Consider the following 15,654-nt stretch of genomic DNA (forward strand, 5'->3'; position numbering starts at 1 on the left):
CGCACATGGGGAGTACTCCCCTCCGCGCCATGAAGACTACCCGAAGACCCAAGAAAAGGTAAAGGAGAGGGTAAAGAGAGCCCAAGGAGGCAGGTCAGCGGCCCCCTTGGCGACGGGCCTCGGCGACCTGTGCCAGGACCGTACGGAGCACATGGCTCCCGTCCGGGATGCGCGGCGGCTCGTACGTCCACGCGTGACCGACCCACGGGTCGGCGAGGTGGTCGTCGGCCACCGGGGTGATCCGGAGCAGGGAGCGCCACAACGGATCGAGGACGGGGCCGTACGCCGAGGCCTCCTCCCGGTCCGCCACCATCATCAGGTGGACGCCGACGGACGGGCCCTCGTCGGCGAGGTAGCGGAGCTGGGTGACCGCCCGGTCGTCGAAGCCGTGCGGGAAGTCGTGGACGATCAGCAGCTGCTCGGCGATGTCCACGCCGGGCGGCAGCGCGTCGGGGGCACCGGCCCGCACGGCCATCTGGACCAGGTCGACCCGTTCGGTGAGCCGGGCCAGGACGGCGCCGACCCCGGCGGCCCCGGCGGCCGGAGGGCTCGCGAGGACCCCCGCCTCGGCGAGCGGGGCGAGGGACGCGGCGCCCGCGCCGGCCGGGTCGATGACATGGACGGTGAACTCGCCGGAGGGATACACGGCCAGCAGCCGGGCGGCGTGCGCGACGGCGGTGTCCAGCGCGAGGCGGCGCAGCTCCGTCTCGTCGAGCAGGTTCGCCGCCTCGGAGTGGCCGCGGCCGCTGTCCACCCACAGTCCGCGCTCCAGCGGGAGGCGGACCAGCATGGGGATCCGCAGCCCGGTGCGCTCGGGAAGGTGGAGGTCGCCCAGGCGCACGGCCATCGGGACCTCCATGGGGACGCGGTAGGCGTGCCAGACGGGGTTGTCCCAGCGAGCGAAGGCGGTGGGCAGGGCAGGTTCGACGACCTCGGCCTCCGCCGCCAGCTGGTCGAGGTCCCGGTCCAGGGCCTCCTGGGCGCGGGCGGTCAGCTCGTCGTGCCGGGAGCGGGCCGCCTCGCGGGCGGCGTCCCCGGCACCGCCGATCCGGCTGCGGGGGTCGGACAGGGCCCGGTCGAGCTCCTGGTCGAGGCGGGACTCGGCGAAGTCGCAGGCGCTGCGGTACGCGGCGGTGCTGCGGGCGAGGTCCTCGAACATGCCCCACACCTGGTTGTAGAGCCGCTCCTCCATGGACCACCCGGAGGCGTCCCCGGCGACGGGAACGGGCGGGGCCTGGGCCGGCTGAGGCTGGGGGGCGGCCGCCTGGCGGCGGGGGTGGGCGTAACTGATGCCCCCGCCGGGGGTCGGGGCGCCGGAGGCCGCGGCCGAGGCGGGGGCCGGGGGCGTGACGGGCGCGTCGGCGGGCAGGGCGGGCGTGGTGGCCGGCGGGGGCGTCACCGGCAGCGTCGGAGCCGCGTCGGAGGCCGCCACGGGCGAGGAGTGGCGTACCCGCTCGGTGTCGGGGACGCGCGGCGGCGGGGCGGAGACGGAACGGGCCATGCCCCGGGCGACGGCGTCCAGGACGGTCGCCGCGAGCTCCGCGGGCCGCTCCACGCCCTGGTCGCCGAGCATGGCCGCGAGGCCGCCTTCGTACCCCTGGCCGACGGCGCGGACCTTCCAGCCTCCCTGGCGGCGGTACAGCTCCAGGGCGACGACGGCGGACTCCCGGTCGAGGCCGGTGAGGGTGAAGCTGGCGATCTCGACGCCGTCGAGGCCGGTGACGGCCACGAAGGGGGCGGCGACGGCGCCGAAACAGGACGGCCCGCCGACGCCGACGGGCAGCGCCAGGAGGACCGAGACCCGATGGACGGAGTGCGGCAGCGCTTCGAGGTCGACGGCGAGGCGGTGGTCGGCGGCGGCCTGCTGCGAGACCTCGATGCCGGGCAGCGAGGGCGATCCCGGATGGGCGATCCACTCGACGCCGGCCACCCTGCCCCCCTCGTCGCCGAGGGTGGCTCCGGCGACGACCGGATGCCCGGCCGACACCCGGACCTCCAGTCGGGTGTGGGGCAGGGGGTGGTTCTGCCCGCGGACCAGCTCGGCCGTCATCGACTCTGTCCCCTCAGCGTCTTTCCGTGTGGATCATGTGGGACAGCTCCCGGCGGCCTGCTGCCTCCGGGAGCTGTGGGTTCGCCTGCGGGTGCCGTCTACAGATGCGGCAGGATCGCGGGCATCAGGTCCTGGAACGTCCGGCCGTTGGCCGGGTTGCCCAGGGCGGTCATCTGCCAGCCGGAGCCGGCCCGGTGCACCTTCGCCATGATCTGCGCGGTGTACTGGCCGCCGCCGTCCAGGGTGTAGCGCGCGAGCTCCTGGCCGTTGGTCTCGTCGACGATCCGGCAGAAGGCGTTCTGGACCTCCTGGAACGTCTGACCGGTGAAGGAGTTCACGGTGAAGACGATCTGGTCGATGTGGACGGGGACGCGCTGCAGGTCGACCAGGATCGACTCGTCGTCGCCGCCCTGACCGGCGCCCCCGACCAGGTTGTCACCGGTGTGACGGACCGAGCCGTCGTCGCTGACCAGATGGCGGAAGAAGACCACGTCCACCGGCTGCTTGTCCGCGAAGAGCACCGCGGAGGCGTCCAGGTCGACCTCCCGGGTGCGCGAGCCGAACAGTCCGCGGCGCGGAGCCGCCTGCCAGCCGAGCCCCATCCGTACCGAGGTAAGGGCGCCCCCGCCCTGCTTCTCCAGGCTGATGGCCTGACCCTTGGTCATGTTGACCGTCACGCGCTGTCCCCTCTCGTTGCGATCCCCGCGGCCGTCTCTGCTGTGCGTGCGGTTGGCAGCACCCTACGCAGGGGGGCGGACGGCGCAGCAGCCGCCGTCCGGTTTTGTGTCGGTCTTGCAACACACCGGACGGCGTCCGGGGCGCGGCGCTGTCAGGCGAGACCCGCCTCCTTCATCTGGCGCAACTCCTTCTTCAGCTCTCCTACTTCGTCACGGAGCCGGGCCGCCACCTCGAACTGCAGCTCCGCCGCGGCGGCGCGCATCCGGTCGGTCATCTCCTCGATGATCGACGCCAGTTCGGTGGCCGGCCGGTCGCCCAGCTCGAGGGTGGAACCGGCCTTTCCGCCCTTGCCCTTGCCCTTGACGCTGTGGGCGGCGAGGGAGGGCACGGGGGCCTTGGCGCTCTTGCCGTCCTTGCCCTGGCGGTACCCGGTGCCCAGCAGCTGCTCGGTGTCGACCTCCTCGCGCGCGATCGTGGCGACGATGTCGTTGATCTTCTTGCGCAGTGGCTGGGGGTCGATGCCGTGGGCGGTGTTGTACGCGATCTGCTTCTCGCGGCGCCGGTTGGTCTCGTCGATGGCCTTCTCCATCGCGGGCGTGATCGTGTCCGCGTACATGTGGACCTGGCCCGAGACGTTGCGCGCCGCGCGGCCGATGGTCTGGATCAGGGAGGTGCCCGAGCGCAGGAAGCCCTGCTTGTCGGCGTCGAGGATGGCGACGAGGGAGACCTCGGGCAGGTCGAGGCCCTCCCGGAGCAGGTTGATGCCGACCAGGACGTCGTACTCACCCGCCCGCAGCTCGCGCAGCAGCTCGATACGGCGCAGGGTGTCGACGTCGCTGTGGAGGTAGCGGACCTGGATGCCCAGCTCCAGGAAGTAGTCGGTGAGGTCCTCGGACATCTTCTTGGTGAGGGTGGTGACGAGGACGCGCTCGTCCCTCTCGGTGCGCAGCCGGATCTCGTGGACCAGGTCGTCGATCTGGCCCTCGGTGGGCTTGACGACGACCTCGGGGTCGACCAGGCCGGTGGGGCGGATGATCTGCTCGACGAAACCGTCGCCGCGCGACAATTCGTACGCCCCGGGGGTGGCGGAGAGGTAGACCGTCTGGCCGATCCGCTCCTGGAACTCCTCCCACTTCAGCGGGCGGTTGTCGAGCGCCGAGGGGAGCCGGAAGCCGTGGTCGACCAGGGTCCGCTTGCGGGAGGCGTCGCCCTCGTACATGGCGCCGATCTGCGGCACGGTGACGTGCGACTCGTCGATGACGAGCAGGAAGTCCTCGGGGAAGTAGTCGAGGAGGGTGTTGGGCGCGGAGCCCGGCTCGCGGTCGTCGAAGTGCATCGAATAGTTCTCGATGCCGGAGCAGGAGCCGATCTGGCGCATCATCTCGATGTCGTACGTGGTGCGCATGCGCAGGCGCTGGGATTCCAGCATCTTGCCCTGCTTGTCGAGCTCGGCGAGGCGGGTCTCGAGCTCCCGCTCGATGCCGTTGATCGCCTTCTCCATGCGCTCGGGACCCGCCACATAGTGGCTGGCGGGGAAGACGTACAGCTCGCGGTCGTCGCTGATGACCTCGCCGGTGAGCGGGTGGAGCGTGGAGAGGGCCTCGATCTCGTCGCCGAACATCTCGATGCGGACGGCGAGCTCTTCGTAGACCGGGAAGATCTCGATGGTGTCGCCGCGGACGCGGAAGGTGCCGCGGGTGAACGCCAGGTCGTTGCGCGCGTACTGGATGTCGACGAAGCGGCGCAGCAGCTGGTCCCGGTCGATCTCCTCGCCCACCTTGAGCGAAACCATCCGGTCGACGTACTCCTGGGGCGTACCGAGGCCGTAGATGCAGGAGACGGAGGCGACCACGATGACGTCACGGCGGGTGAGCAGCGAGTTCGTCGCGGAGTGGCGCAGCCGTTCGACCTCCTCGTTGATCGAGGAGTCCTTCTCGATGTAGGTGTCCGACTGCGGAACGTACGCCTCGGGCTGGTAGTAGTCGTAGTACGAGACGAAGTACTCGACGGCGTTGTTCGGCAGGAGCTCGCGGAACTCGTTCGCCAGCTGGGCGGCCAGCGTCTTGTTCGGCGCCATCACCAGCGTGGGGCGCTGGAGCTTCTCGATCATCCAGGCGGTGGTCGCGGACTTGCCGGTGCCGGTGGCACCGAGCAGGACGACGTCCTTCTCGCCGGCCCGGACGCGCCGGTCGAGGTCGGCGATGGCCGTCGGCTGGTCGCCGCTGGGCTGGTAGGGACTGACGACCTCGAAAGGCGCCACCGTACGTTCGATCTGGGAAACGGGCCGCATGCAACCACCGTACGACCCCCCACTGACAGTCGGGCGGTGAACGGGGCGCGGGCCGGGCGACGGCGGCCCGGTCACCAGTCCTGGGAGCGGTGGACGCCGCGCTGGGTGCCGCCGCGGCCGCCCCGGCGCGCCCCCCGGCCCGACGGCGGCTTGGCCGCCCAGTTGGCGGGCTCGCCGTAGGCGGCCGGGCGGCGCGGCGCGGGCACGCCGGGCCGGGGGCCGCCCTGGGAGGCGGGGCGCTGCCAGTCCGGCTCCCCCATGACGAGCAGCGGGTCGAACATCACGACGACCGCCGCCAGGAGGAGGAAGACCCCGGGGCCGATCAGCATCGGCAGCAGCAGGGAGGTGGCGGAGTCGCCGACGACCGGCGAGGTGCCCTCGGCGTACAGGTTGACGTGGACCGCCGCCATGGCGGTGTAATGCATGCCGCTGACCGCGAGGCCCATCACCATGCTGGCCCCCAGGCTGGCCAGGAAGCCGTGCACCGAGACGGCGGCCCAGAGGGCGGCGGTGGCCGCCACGACCGCGATGACCACGGAGAGGGCGACGGTGGGGGTGTCGTACTCGATGCGCCCGTGGAGCCGCATGCCCGCCATGCCGAGGTAGTGCATGGTGGCGATGCCGAGGCCGGTGATCGTGCCGCCGGTGACCAGGGTGAGGCGCGTGGCGCCGCGGTACCCGACGATGAAGATGCCGATGCCGACCATGAGGACGGCGACGCCGAGACTGGCGAAGGTCAGCGGCCGGTCGTAGCCGATGGGGACCTGCCGGACCGAGAAGCCCATCATGGCGATGAAGTGCATCGTCCAGATGCCGGTGCCGATCGAGGTGGCGCCCAGGACCAGCCAGCCGGCCTTGAAGCTCTCCCGGTTGCGCAGCGATCTGGTGGTGCAGCGCAGCCCGAGGGCGCCGCCGAGGCAGGCCATGAGGTAGGCGGCCACCGGCGTGACCAGGCCGTAGCTGAATCCGTCGACCGTGCCCTGCATGAGCGTGAGTCCTCCACCCGTGGCGCAACGTCGTCCGAAAACAGTCGGTACCGCTGAGTAGTACTACGGGGCGAGATTATGGCGCGCGGGCGGCCACACGACCACGCGGTCCGGGAATTGGTACGCGTGGGGCCGGCGTGATGCCCGACCGTGTTGTCAGTGCCGGGTCGTACCGTGGGCGGCATGGACACCACGGTGGAATGGGCGGTCGTCGAAGGCTCCATCGGCCCGCTGTTGCTGGCCGCGACCGATCGCGGCCTGGTGAGCGTGGTCTTCCATGCCGACGAGACGGTGCGGGAGCGGGCGCTCGACCGGCTCGCCGGGCAGCTGGGAGCCGCTCCGGTGGAGAGCGGCACGGGCCGGCTCGCCGAGCCTATACGCCGGCTCGCGGAGTACTTCTCCGGTGATCTGCACCGCTTCGACATACCGCTGGACTGGACGCTGACGGCCGGATTCAACCGGCAGGTGCTGCGCGCGCTGGCGGACTCGGTGCCGTACGGGACGGTGGTGGGGTACGGAGACCTGGCGAAGCGGGTGGGGCAGCCGGGCGCGGCCCAGGCGGTCGGGGCGGCGATGGGCTCCAATCCGCTGCCGCTCGTCGTGCCGTGCCACCGGGTGGTGGAGAGCGACGGCGGCCTCGGCGGCTTCGGTGGCGGCCTGGAGACGAAACGGAGACTGCTCGCCCTGGAGGGGGTCCTGCCGGAGCCGCTGTTCTGAGGGGGCGGGGGGCGCGGGGTGCCGGACCGGCGGCCCCGGGGGCTGCGGGGGTGCGGCGGCTGGACTTCCAGGGGCCAGGCACCGGGAGGCGAGGGGGCCGGGCGCCGTGGGGTGCCGGACCGGCGGGGCCGGGGGATGCCGGGGTGCGGAGGCTGGACTTCCCGGGGCCAGGCACCGGGAGGCGAGGGGGCCGGACCCCCAGGGCCAGGCCCCGGGGTGTACGGCGTTCCCCTGGCGCCGCCCGGCTGGCACACTCCCGTAAGTGACCGAGACACCCGGCGCCCCTGACGCCACCGCAGCCGTCCCGCCCCGGCCCATACCCGTCCCGGCAGGCCCCGAGCTGACGGCCCTGCGCCGACGGATCCAGGCCGTCCTGATCGCCAGCCAGATCCTCGGCGGACTCGGCATCGCCATCGGTGTCGCCCTCGCCGCGGTGCTCGCCAAGGACGTCAGCGGCACGGAGGCCCTGTCCGGTCTGGCCTCCACGGCGACCGTGGCCGGCCCCGCCCTGCTCGCCATGCCGCTCGCCGCCCTCATGGCCTCCCGGGGCCGCCGGTCAGGACTGGTGTTCGCCTACCTGATGGGCGCCCTCGGCGCCGGCGTCGTGGTCCTCGGCGCGGTCCTCGACAGCTTCCCGCTGCTCCTGGTGGGCCTGGTCGGCTTCGGCGCCGGGTCCTCGGCCAACCTCGCGGCCCGGTTCGCCGCCGCCGACCTCGCGGAGGCGGACCGCCGGGGCCGCGCCATCTCCACGGTGGTGTGGGCGACCACCATCGGCGCCGTCCTCGGCCCGAACGTCGCGGCGCCGGCCGGGGAGAGCGTCTCTGGGTTCGGCATCCCGGCGACGGCCGGCCCGTTCGTCTGGGCGGCCGGGGTGTTCCTCGTCGCCGCGGTCATGGTCGCGCTGCTGCTCCGCCCCGACCCGCTGCTCACCGCCCGCGCCCTGGCCGGTCCCGAGGACGGTGAGGCGGCCGCCGGCCGCTCCCTCAAGGCGGGGATGCGGGCCGTGCGGGCGTCGACCCGGGCCCGTCTCGCCCTGGTGACCGTGGCCGCCTCGCACACCGCCATGGTCTCGATCATGTCGATGACCCCGGTGGCGCTGAGCCACCACGGGGCGGGCATCCAGCTGATCGGTCTCGTGATCAGCGTCCACATCGCCGGCATGTACGCCTTCTCGCCGGTGATGGGCTGGCTCTCGGACCGGCTGGGACGGCTGACGGTGATCGGCCTCGCGGTCGGCCTGCTGGCGGTGGCCGCGCTGCTGGCCGGTACGGCGGGGGCGAGCCACGGACAGACCGCCCTGGGCCTCTTCGTGCTGGGCCTCGGCTGGTCGGCAGGGCTGGTCTCGGGGTCGGCGCTGCTGACGGACTCGGTGCCCCAGGCGGCCAGGGCGGCGGTCCAGGGCCTGTCCGACGCCACCATGAACACGGCGGCGGGCATCGGCGGCCTGGTGGCGGGCCTGATCGTCGCGCAGGCCGGCTACGGCTGGCTGAACGTGGTGGGGGCGTGTCTGCTGCTGCCGATGGCCGCCCTGGCGGTACGGGGAGCGGTCCGGCCGGGGGCCCTGAAGGCCTGAAGCCACCGGGCCCGGGGCGCCTGAGGCCGCCGGGGGGCCGGGGGGCGCCTGAGACCGCCGGGGCCCGAAGCGCCTGAGGCCCCTGGCGCCCCTCCCGGATCCTTCTCCTCCCGGAATCCCTCTCCTCCGCGGGCTCAGAGGCTGATGTGGTACGCCTTGCGCAGCGTCTCGTGGACCGTCCAGGTGGTCCGGTCCCCCTCGCGCAGCACGCAGGCGTCCCCCGCCCCGATCTCCAGGACGTCCCCGCCCTCGACGGCGACGGTGGCGCGTCCGCTGACCACGACGAAGAGTTCATTGGCCTCCGTGTCCGTCACCACCCCGGGCGTGATCTGCCAGATGCCCCGCACCTGCTTGCCGTCCGCGGACTCCCACAGGACCTTGCCGGTCACCTCGGGCGTACCCGAGACGATCTGGCCGGGATCGAGCGGCTCGGGCTCCAAGTCCGTGTCGGCGATGTGAACGGCGAAAGAGGGGTGATCATGTGTCGTCATGGGCGGTGACTGTAGCCGGGGCCCGCCGACCGGCGACGGGCGGCACCCGTGCGATCCCGTGGCGTCCCCCCGCCCCCGCTTCCGCCCTTCCTTCCGTCAGGCTCCCCCCACCTCTGACAGGAGAGTGCCGATGCCGGCCTCCACCTTCCTCCACCGCAGCCTCGCCCTGACCGCCGCCGCGCTCCTCGCGACCGCGGCGGCCGCGACCGCTCCCTCCGCCTTCGCCGTGCCCCGGGCCGCCGCCGACCCGGCGCCGGACACCGCCCTGCCCGCCCCCGCCGCCCCGGCGACCCCCCAGAGCGCCGAGCACCCCGAGGCCCCGGGCGCCGCGTACAAGGAGGCGCACGACACCCTCGGCCCGCAGTACCTCACCCCCGACCAGTGGAGACTGAGCGCCGCCAAGCAGGCGGAGGCGGAGGCGAGAGCGTACGAGAGGTCCTGGGGGCGGGCCTGGACCGGGACCCGGCCGGGGAGCACGCGCGCCGGCTTCAAACTGTCCGGCGGCCTCCACCAGCCGCAGCGCACTTCCTACTGGTGCGGCCCGGCCACCCTCGTGATCGCCCAGTCCGCCCACGACGGGGTCGCGGGCCGCTCGCAGCAGGACGCGGCCACCCTCCTGCGGACCACCACCAGCGGCACCGCCTGGTACGGCATCGACATCAACGTCGCGGCCCCGACCGGCTACCCGATGGCGGACGCGCTCAACCACCGGCTGCCCGGCGCCGGGTACGTCCCCAAGGCGCTGCCCTACACGCCGACCGCCACCGACAAGGCGAACTTCCGGCAGCACATCGCCTTCGACACCGACAACGACTACGCCGTCGCCGGCAACGCGTGGGAGGTGCCGGGCGGCCCCCACCTCGTCGGGCACCCGAACGTCGAGATCTTCCACTGGGTGGCGATCGACGGCTACGACACCGACACCGAGGCCGCCCAGGTCAACTACCTGGACCCGGTCGGCGGGGTGAGCACGAGCGTGATCTCGTGGGCCGGGACGGTGCCCAGGTCGGCGCGCATCTCCTCCGACACCCTCACCACCATCATGGGCGGCCGTGGGTACGTCTGGTAGGGGCCGCACGGCGCCTCCGGCCCTGCTGCTGGCGGGCCTCCTGTCGGCGGGCGTCCTGGTGACGGGATGCTCGCCGGCGGGGCCCGCCCCCGCCCCCGTACCGGATCGCGGACGGACCCCGTCCGCGCTTCCCCGGCCCACCGCTCCCCCGCCCGGGCGGCCGACGGCACGGGCGGCCGTTCCCGCCGCCGCCTGCGAGGTGGGGCTGCCCGCCGCCTGGCGCGCCGCCTTCGGCGCGGGCGAGCTGCGCGCCCCGGCCGCCGAGCGGGCGGTCCTCTCCGACGCCGGGCCGGGCTGGACCGCCGTCCAGCTCACCGGCGCCGGGCAGCGGCGCGCCGTCCTGGTCCGGCACGGCGCGGCGCCCCGCACCCTCCTCGCCTTCGCCGACCCCGTCGAACACCAGCTGCTCGCCGCCGACTTCGACGGCGTCCGGTGGGCGGCGTTCGCCGTCCTGGAGGGGCGGACCCTCGACAGCCCGTGGAGCCTGTACGTCTGGGACGCCGGCACCGGCAAGGCGAGGCGCGTGGCCCGCGCCGACCGCCCGGGCCCTCTTCCCCGGCCCGTCCTCCTCGGCGGCACGGTCCACTGGGCGCAGGGCGTGGGCGGCGGAAAGGCCACCGTGTACGCGGCCGCGGCGGCGGGCGGGGCCCCGCGCCCTCTGCGGACGGGCGTGCCGGACACGCCGTTCGCCGCCGGCGAGCTGCTGGTGTGGCGCGAGGCGGCCGGTTCCGGAACCCGGCTGGCCGCCGTCTCCCTGAAGGACGGCCGCCCGGCCGCCCTGCCCGCTCCCCTCGCCGCGCTCCGCGACATCCGGTCCGTCGTCTCCGACGGCCGCACCTGGGCCTGGGTGGCGGGCGAGAGCGAGCCCCGGCTCATGGTGTGGCGTACGGGAGATCCGGAGCCGGTGGCCGTGGTGAGCGGGTCACCGGCCGTCGACGGCATGGACCAGCTCCGGATCGGCGGCCGCCTGGTCACCTGGCGCACCCCGGAGACCTCCTACGCACTGGACCTGGCCGCGGGCGCGTACGCGCGGATCACTCCCGCGTACGGATACGCGCAGGCCGGGGGCGGCTCGCTGGCCGTCGCGTACACCGTGGGCGACGCCAAGGCGCGCGGCTCCCGGTCGGTGATCCAGGTGGTGGACGCCGGCCGGCTGCCGCCGCTGCCGGGCTGTGGCTGAGGGCCGCCACCGAGGTTTGACGGGGTCGCCGCCGCGCCAGAGATGGGACATGTCCACACACGTGTCCGAAGAGGTACGGGAAGCGCTCCACGAGGGCCGTCCCGTCGTCGCGCTCGAGTCCACGATCATCGCCCACGGCCTGCCGCGGCCGCGGAATTTCGCCGTGGCGCGGGAGTTGGAGGCGTTGGTGCGCGAGGGCGGAGCCGTGCCCGCCACCATCGCCGTGATCGACGGCGTGGCCCGAGTCGGCCTGGACGAGGAGGGGTTGACCCGGATCGCGGAGGACCCGGAGGTGCGGAAGCTGGGGCACCGCGATCTGGCGCCGGCCCTGGCGACCGGGGCGACCGGGGCGACGACCGTCTCCGGCACCGCCTGGCTGGCGCACTCCGCGGGCATACGCGTCTTCGCGACCGGCGGGCTCGGGGGCGTGCACCGGGAGTGGAGCGAGACACAGGACGAGTCGGCCGATCTGCGGCTGCTCTCGCGGGTGGGGATCGCGGTGGTCTGCGCCGGCGTCAAGTCGATCCTCGACGTCCCGGCGACGCTCCAGCGTCTGGAGACCCTGGGCGTGACGGTCGTCGGGTACGGCACGGAGCACTTCCCCGGCTTCTATCTGGCCTCCTCGGGCGAGCCGGTGGACTGGACGCTGCGGACGCCGGGTGAGGTGGCGGGGGTGATACGGGCCCAGGACGCGCTGGGCGAGCCGTCCGCCGCGCTGATCGTGGCCCATCCGGTGCCGGTGGAGGACCAGTTGGATCCCGCCCTGCACGACCGGGTGCTGGCGGGGGGCCTCGCCGAGGCACGGGCGAAGGGGATCACGGGGCAGGCGGTGACGCCGTTCCTGCTCGAGTACCTGACGGTGCACACGGGCGGGGCGTCCCTGGAGGCCAACCTCGCGGCCGTGCGCGGGAACGTCCGGCTGGCCGCCCGGATCGCGACGGCGTACGCCGAAGCGGGCGCGTGAGGGGCCTGCTGGTCGTCGGGGACGTGGTCACCGACGTGGTCGCCCGGCACGGTGCTCCCCTCGCGGCCGCGACCGACACGGCGGCCCGGATCCGCACGCTTCCGGGCGGGGCGGGCGCCAATGTCGCCTGCTGGGCGGCGCGCGCGGGCTGCGCGGACGTACGGCTGCTCGGGCGGGTCGGGACCGACGCGGCCGACTGGCACGAGCGGGCGCTGGTGTCGGCGGGTGTGCGCCCGCTGCTGGTCAGGGACGCGGAGGCCGCCACGGCCACGGTGATAGCGCTGGTCGACGCGAGCGCCGAGCGCACGTTCCTGACCGACAGCGGGGCGGCCCTGCGGCTGTCGCCCGACGACTGGTCGCCCGCGTTCCTCGACGGGGCCGCCCATCTCCATCTGTCCGGGTATCTCTTCTTCTCCGAGCCGAGCCGGGCGGCCGTGCGGCGGGCGCTGCGCGACGCGCGGGAGGCGGGGGTCACGGTGAGCGTGGACCCGGCGTCGGCGGGGTTCCTGGCGGAGCTGGGGACGGACCGCTTCCTGAGGGAGGCGGCGGGCGTGGACATGCTGTTCCCCAACGCCGACGAGGCCCGGCTGCTGACCGGGTGCCCCGGGCCGGCCGAGGCCGCGGTGGCGTTGAGCCGCGCCTTTCCGCTGGTGGCGGTCACGTCGGGCGCGCAGGGCGCTCTCGTCGCCGAGTCGGGGGCGGTGACGGCGCGGGTCGCGGCGCCGGCGGCGCGGCCGGTGGACTCCACGGGCGCGGGAGACGCCTTCACCGGGGCCTTCCTCGCGGCACGGCTCTCGGGCGCGGACGCGGCGAAGGCGGCGGAGGCCGGATGCCGTGCGGGCGCCCGGGCGGTGGTCTCGGTGGGCGGGCGCCCCGCGGGCCCCTGACCCCGTGGGGCGGCTGTGGCTCGGGAGCCGGGAACAGGCGTTCCCGGACACGGCTTATGCCGGGAGGCCCGTCCAGGCGGGGTGGCGCGGGTCGTCGGTGCGGACGACGACGTCGGCTGCGTCCGCGGGGCCCACCTCCTGCTCGTAGCGTGCGAAGGCGGGCAGGGTCCAGCGTTCCTCGCTGCGGCGCGCGAGGGCGGCCGCGGACAGGCGCAGGTGCACGGTCAGGTCGAAGGGGAACCAGTGCCCGAGCAGGAAGGGGCCGTGCAGCAGCAGTACCCCTCCGGGCGGCAGGGTGACGTAGGGGCTGCGGGTCGCCCGGTCGGTGGCCGGGTCCCACAGATCGGGGAGCACCCGTCCGCTGCCGCCGGCCTCCAGCGGCCCGAAGACCTCGCGCCACAGCGCTCCCGTGTCGAACCAGCCGCTGTAGTACGCGTCGGCGTCCCGCTTGCCGTACTCGTACCGCAGCGACGCCGGCCGCAGGAACCCGCCGGTGCCCACCACCAGCACGGAGCGGCCCCGCAACCGCAGCGCGGTGGCGATCGATGCGGCGGTGTCTCCGGTGGGCGCGGCGGGAGCGCCGTCGATGCCCACCGTGAGCCGGTCGCCACCGCCGCCGGGGGTGGTCCCGTCGAGGTGTTCGGCCAGAGCGTCGGCCAGCCGTTCCCAGGTGATCGGTTCCCATCGCACGGAGCTCATGGTGACGGTTCGTCCACCGCGGCCCGGCCCGCCACGACCGCGTCCGCCAGCGTCAGTTCCCCGGCCGCGAGGGCCCGGCAGGTCGCCAGGTCGGTCCGCAGGTGCGCGACGGCGCCCTCCGCCGGGCCGTCGCCGTACTCCACGCTCGCGTCCTCCCCGGTCCGCACGTGGAACGGCCCCTCGTCGAGGGTCACCTGCACCACCCCCGCGCCCCGGTCCTGGAGGGCACTCAGCAGGGGGATCGCGAACCAGTGCGCCCGTACGGCATCGGTCGGCCGCGGCTCGTCCAGTGCGGGGGCTCCCCACTCGGCCAGGGCCCGCAGGACCGGCAGCAAGGCGCTGCCCCGGTCGGTGAGTTCGTACACGTGGGCCGCGACGGGAGGCGGCAGACGGCGGCGGGTGACGAGTCCGGCGCCCTCCATCTCCTTGAGGCGCCCGGCGAGCATGTCCGTACTGACGCCGGGGAGATCGGCGTGCAGGTCGGTGTAGCGGCGCGGCCCCGCGAGGAGTTCACGGACGATCAGCAGCGTCCACCGGTCACCGACGGCGTCGAGGGCACGGGCGGCGGCGCAGTACTGGTCATAGCTTCGGCGACGTGGCATGCGACGCAGTCTAGACAAGTTGTTGGACTTTCCAAGCTCGAACTTGGTAAAACCAAGCATCAGCACTCTGGGGAGGTCGTCACATGGAGTTCCGGCAGTCGAGCAAGTTGAGCGAGGTCTGTTACGAGATCCGCGGACCGGTCATCGAGCACGCCAACGCCCTGGAGGAGGCGGGCCACAGCGTCCTGCGGCTCAACACCGGCAACCCGGCGCTCTTCGGCTTCGAGGCTCCGGAGGAGATCGTCCAGGACATGATCCGGATGCTCCCGAAGGCCCACGGCTACACCGATTCCCGCGGGATCCTCTCCGCCCGCCGCGCCGTCGCCCAGCGCTACCAGGCCCTCGGCCTGCCCGACGTCGACGTGGACGACGTCTTCCTCGGCAACGGCGTCTCGGAGCTGGTCTCCATGGCCGTCCAGGCGCTCCTGGAGGACGGCGACGAGGTGCTGATCCCCGCCCCCGACTTCCCCCTGTGGACGGCGGTGACCACCCTCGCGGGCGGCAAGGCGGTGCACTACCTCTGCGACGAGTCGGCCGACTGGTACCCGGACCTCGACGACATGGCCGCGAAGATCACCGACCGCACCAAGGCGGTCGTGCTCATCAACCCCAACAACCCCACCGGCGCCGTGTATCCGCGCGAGATCGTCGAGGGCGTCCTCGACCTCGCCCGCCGCCACCAGCTGATGGTCTTCGCCGACGAGATCTACGACCAGATCGTCTACGACGACGCCGTCCACCACACCGCCGCCGCCCTCGCCCCCGACCTCGTCGTCCTCACCTTCTCCGGGCTCTCCAAGACGTACCGTGTCGCCGGCTTCCGCTCCGGCTGGCTGGTCGTCAGCGGCCCTCGGCAGCACGCGAAGAGCTATCTGGAGGGCCTGATGATGCTGGCCTCCATGCGGCTGTGCCCCAACGCCCCCGCGCAGTACGCCATCCAGGCCGCGCTCGGCGGACGGCAGTCGATCCGGGAGCTGACCGGCCCCGGCGGCAGGCTGCTCGAACAGCGCGACACGGCGTGGGAGAAGCTGAACGAGATCCCGGGGGTGTCCTGCGTGAAGCCGAAGGGCGCGCTCTACGCCTTCCCGCGTCTCGACCCGAAGGTGCACCGGATCCACGACGACGAGAAGTTCGTCCTCGACCTGCTGCTGCGCGAGAAGATCCAGGTCGTCCAGGGCACCGGCTTCAACTGGCCGCGTCCGGATCACTTCCGCATCCTGACCCTGCCGTACGCCGACGACCTGGACGCGGCGATCAGCCGCATCGGCCGCTTCCTGAGCGGCTACCGCCAGTAGGCGGCCGGAGCGGGGCCCGCGCCCGGAAACGGGAGCGGGTCCGAGGGCGTAGCCTGCCCCCGGACCCTGTCGATGCCGCTCACATCACACGCCGGCACGCTTGAGGACCCGGGTCAGTCGTCATTGCGTCGCGTCCTGCCATTGGACCACCGCCGATCGGAGCTCGGCGGACC

General features: G+C 73.6%; 14 protein-coding genes. 7 read left to right on the forward strand and 7 right to left on the reverse strand.

The annotated features are described in order from the left end of the window. Window positions 1-94: 94 nt before the first annotated feature. From ACFZBD_RS18300 to ACFZBD_RS18315, 4 genes are all read right to left on the reverse strand, one after another. Complete coding sequence (locus tag ACFZBD_RS18300) at window positions 95-2,050, reverse strand: TerD family protein (RefSeq protein ID WP_391140608.1); 1,956 nt, start codon at window positions 2,048-2,050, stop codon at window positions 95-97. Between the two features lie 98 nt (window positions 2,051-2,148). Beyond that, on the reverse strand, window positions 2,149-2,727 hold the full coding sequence (locus ACFZBD_RS18305) for a TerD family protein (protein ID WP_391140609.1): 579 nt from the start codon (window positions 2,725-2,727) through the stop codon (window positions 2,149-2,151). 152 nt (window positions 2,728-2,879) lie between these two features. Next, window positions 2,880-5,018 carry an excinuclease ABC subunit UvrB gene (gene uvrB, locus ACFZBD_RS18310; protein ID WP_391140610.1) on the reverse strand — a complete coding sequence of 713 codons (2,139 nt, stop codon included), beginning with the start codon at window positions 5,016-5,018 and terminating at the stop codon, window positions 2,880-2,882. Between the two features lie 71 nt (window positions 5,019-5,089). Then, window positions 5,090-6,004 carry an MHYT domain-containing protein gene (locus ACFZBD_RS18315; RefSeq protein ID WP_391140611.1) on the reverse strand — a complete coding sequence of 305 codons (915 nt, stop codon included), beginning with the start codon at window positions 6,002-6,004 and terminating at the stop codon, window positions 5,090-5,092. Window positions 6,005-6,187: 183 nt separating this feature from the next. Here ACFZBD_RS18315 and ACFZBD_RS18320 point away from each other — a divergent pair, with 183 nt between their 5' ends. After that, entirely contained in the window at window positions 6,188-6,721 is a 534-nt protein-coding gene (locus tag ACFZBD_RS18320; protein ID WP_391140612.1) for a methylated-DNA--[protein]-cysteine S-methyltransferase, read from the forward strand. A 262-nt stretch (window positions 6,722-6,983) separates the two neighbouring features. Further along, entirely contained in the window at window positions 6,984-8,294 is a 1,311-nt protein-coding gene (locus ACFZBD_RS18325) for an MFS transporter (RefSeq protein ID WP_391140613.1), read from the forward strand. A gap of 134 nt (window positions 8,295-8,428) precedes the next feature. Here the strand turns inward: ACFZBD_RS18325 and ACFZBD_RS18330 are convergent, their stop codons facing one another. Next, entirely contained in the window at window positions 8,429-8,785 is a 357-nt protein-coding gene (locus ACFZBD_RS18330) for a cupin domain-containing protein (protein ID WP_391140614.1), read from the reverse strand. Between the two features lie 130 nt (window positions 8,786-8,915). Between ACFZBD_RS18330 and ACFZBD_RS18335 the strand changes: the two genes are divergently transcribed. Genes ACFZBD_RS18335 through ACFZBD_RS18350 form a run of 4 tightly spaced genes read left to right on the forward strand, consistent with a single transcriptional unit; the run spans window position 8,916 to window position 12,885 of the window. Continuing rightward, a complete protein-coding gene (locus tag ACFZBD_RS18335; protein ID WP_391140615.1) occupies window positions 8,916-9,854 on the forward strand; it encodes a hypothetical protein in 939 nt (312 codons plus the stop codon). After that, window positions 9,838-11,034, forward strand: coding sequence for a hypothetical protein (locus ACFZBD_RS18340; RefSeq protein WP_391140616.1), 1,197 nt, complete (start codon window positions 9,838-9,840; stop codon window positions 11,032-11,034). The genes ACFZBD_RS18335 and ACFZBD_RS18340 overlap by 17 nt, the downstream gene beginning before the upstream one ends. A 49-nt stretch (window positions 11,035-11,083) precedes the next feature. After that, entirely contained in the window at window positions 11,084-11,998 is a 915-nt protein-coding gene (locus ACFZBD_RS18345; RefSeq protein ID WP_391140617.1) for a pseudouridine-5'-phosphate glycosidase, read from the forward strand. Further along, window positions 11,995-12,885 (forward strand): PfkB family carbohydrate kinase, encoded by an 891-nt coding sequence (locus ACFZBD_RS18350; protein WP_391140618.1) that lies wholly within the window; start codon window positions 11,995-11,997, stop codon window positions 12,883-12,885. Before ACFZBD_RS18345 ends, ACFZBD_RS18350 begins: the two co-directional genes overlap by 4 nt. Before the next feature lie 54 nt (window positions 12,886-12,939). On the opposite strand, the gene ACFZBD_RS18355 is transcribed toward ACFZBD_RS18350, so the two are convergent. Together ACFZBD_RS18355 and ACFZBD_RS18360 are read right to left on the reverse strand one after the other, a co-directional pair. After that, window positions 12,940-13,575: a uridine kinase gene (locus ACFZBD_RS18355; protein ID WP_391140619.1), complete on the reverse strand. Its 636-nt coding sequence runs from the start codon at window positions 13,573-13,575 to the stop codon at window positions 12,940-12,942. A gap of 5 nt (window positions 13,576-13,580) precedes the next feature. Further along, the gene (locus tag ACFZBD_RS18360) at window positions 13,581-14,186 is read right to left on the reverse strand and encodes a winged helix-turn-helix transcriptional regulator (RefSeq protein ID WP_391140620.1); all 606 of its coding nucleotides are present in this window, start codon (window positions 14,184-14,186) and stop codon (window positions 13,581-13,583) included. Window positions 14,187-14,269: 83 nt separating this feature from the next. Between ACFZBD_RS18360 and ACFZBD_RS18365 the strand changes: the two genes are divergently transcribed. Then, window positions 14,270-15,481 carry an aminotransferase class I/II-fold pyridoxal phosphate-dependent enzyme gene (locus tag ACFZBD_RS18365; protein WP_391140621.1) on the forward strand — a complete coding sequence of 404 codons (1,212 nt, stop codon included), beginning with the start codon at window positions 14,270-14,272 and terminating at the stop codon, window positions 15,479-15,481. Window positions 15,482-15,654 lie beyond the last annotated feature (173 nt).

Source organism: Streptomyces sp. NPDC008121 (assembly GCF_042957155.1).
In the GTDB taxonomy this organism is placed as follows: Bacteria; Actinomycetota; Actinomycetes; order Streptomycetales; family Streptomycetaceae; genus Streptomyces.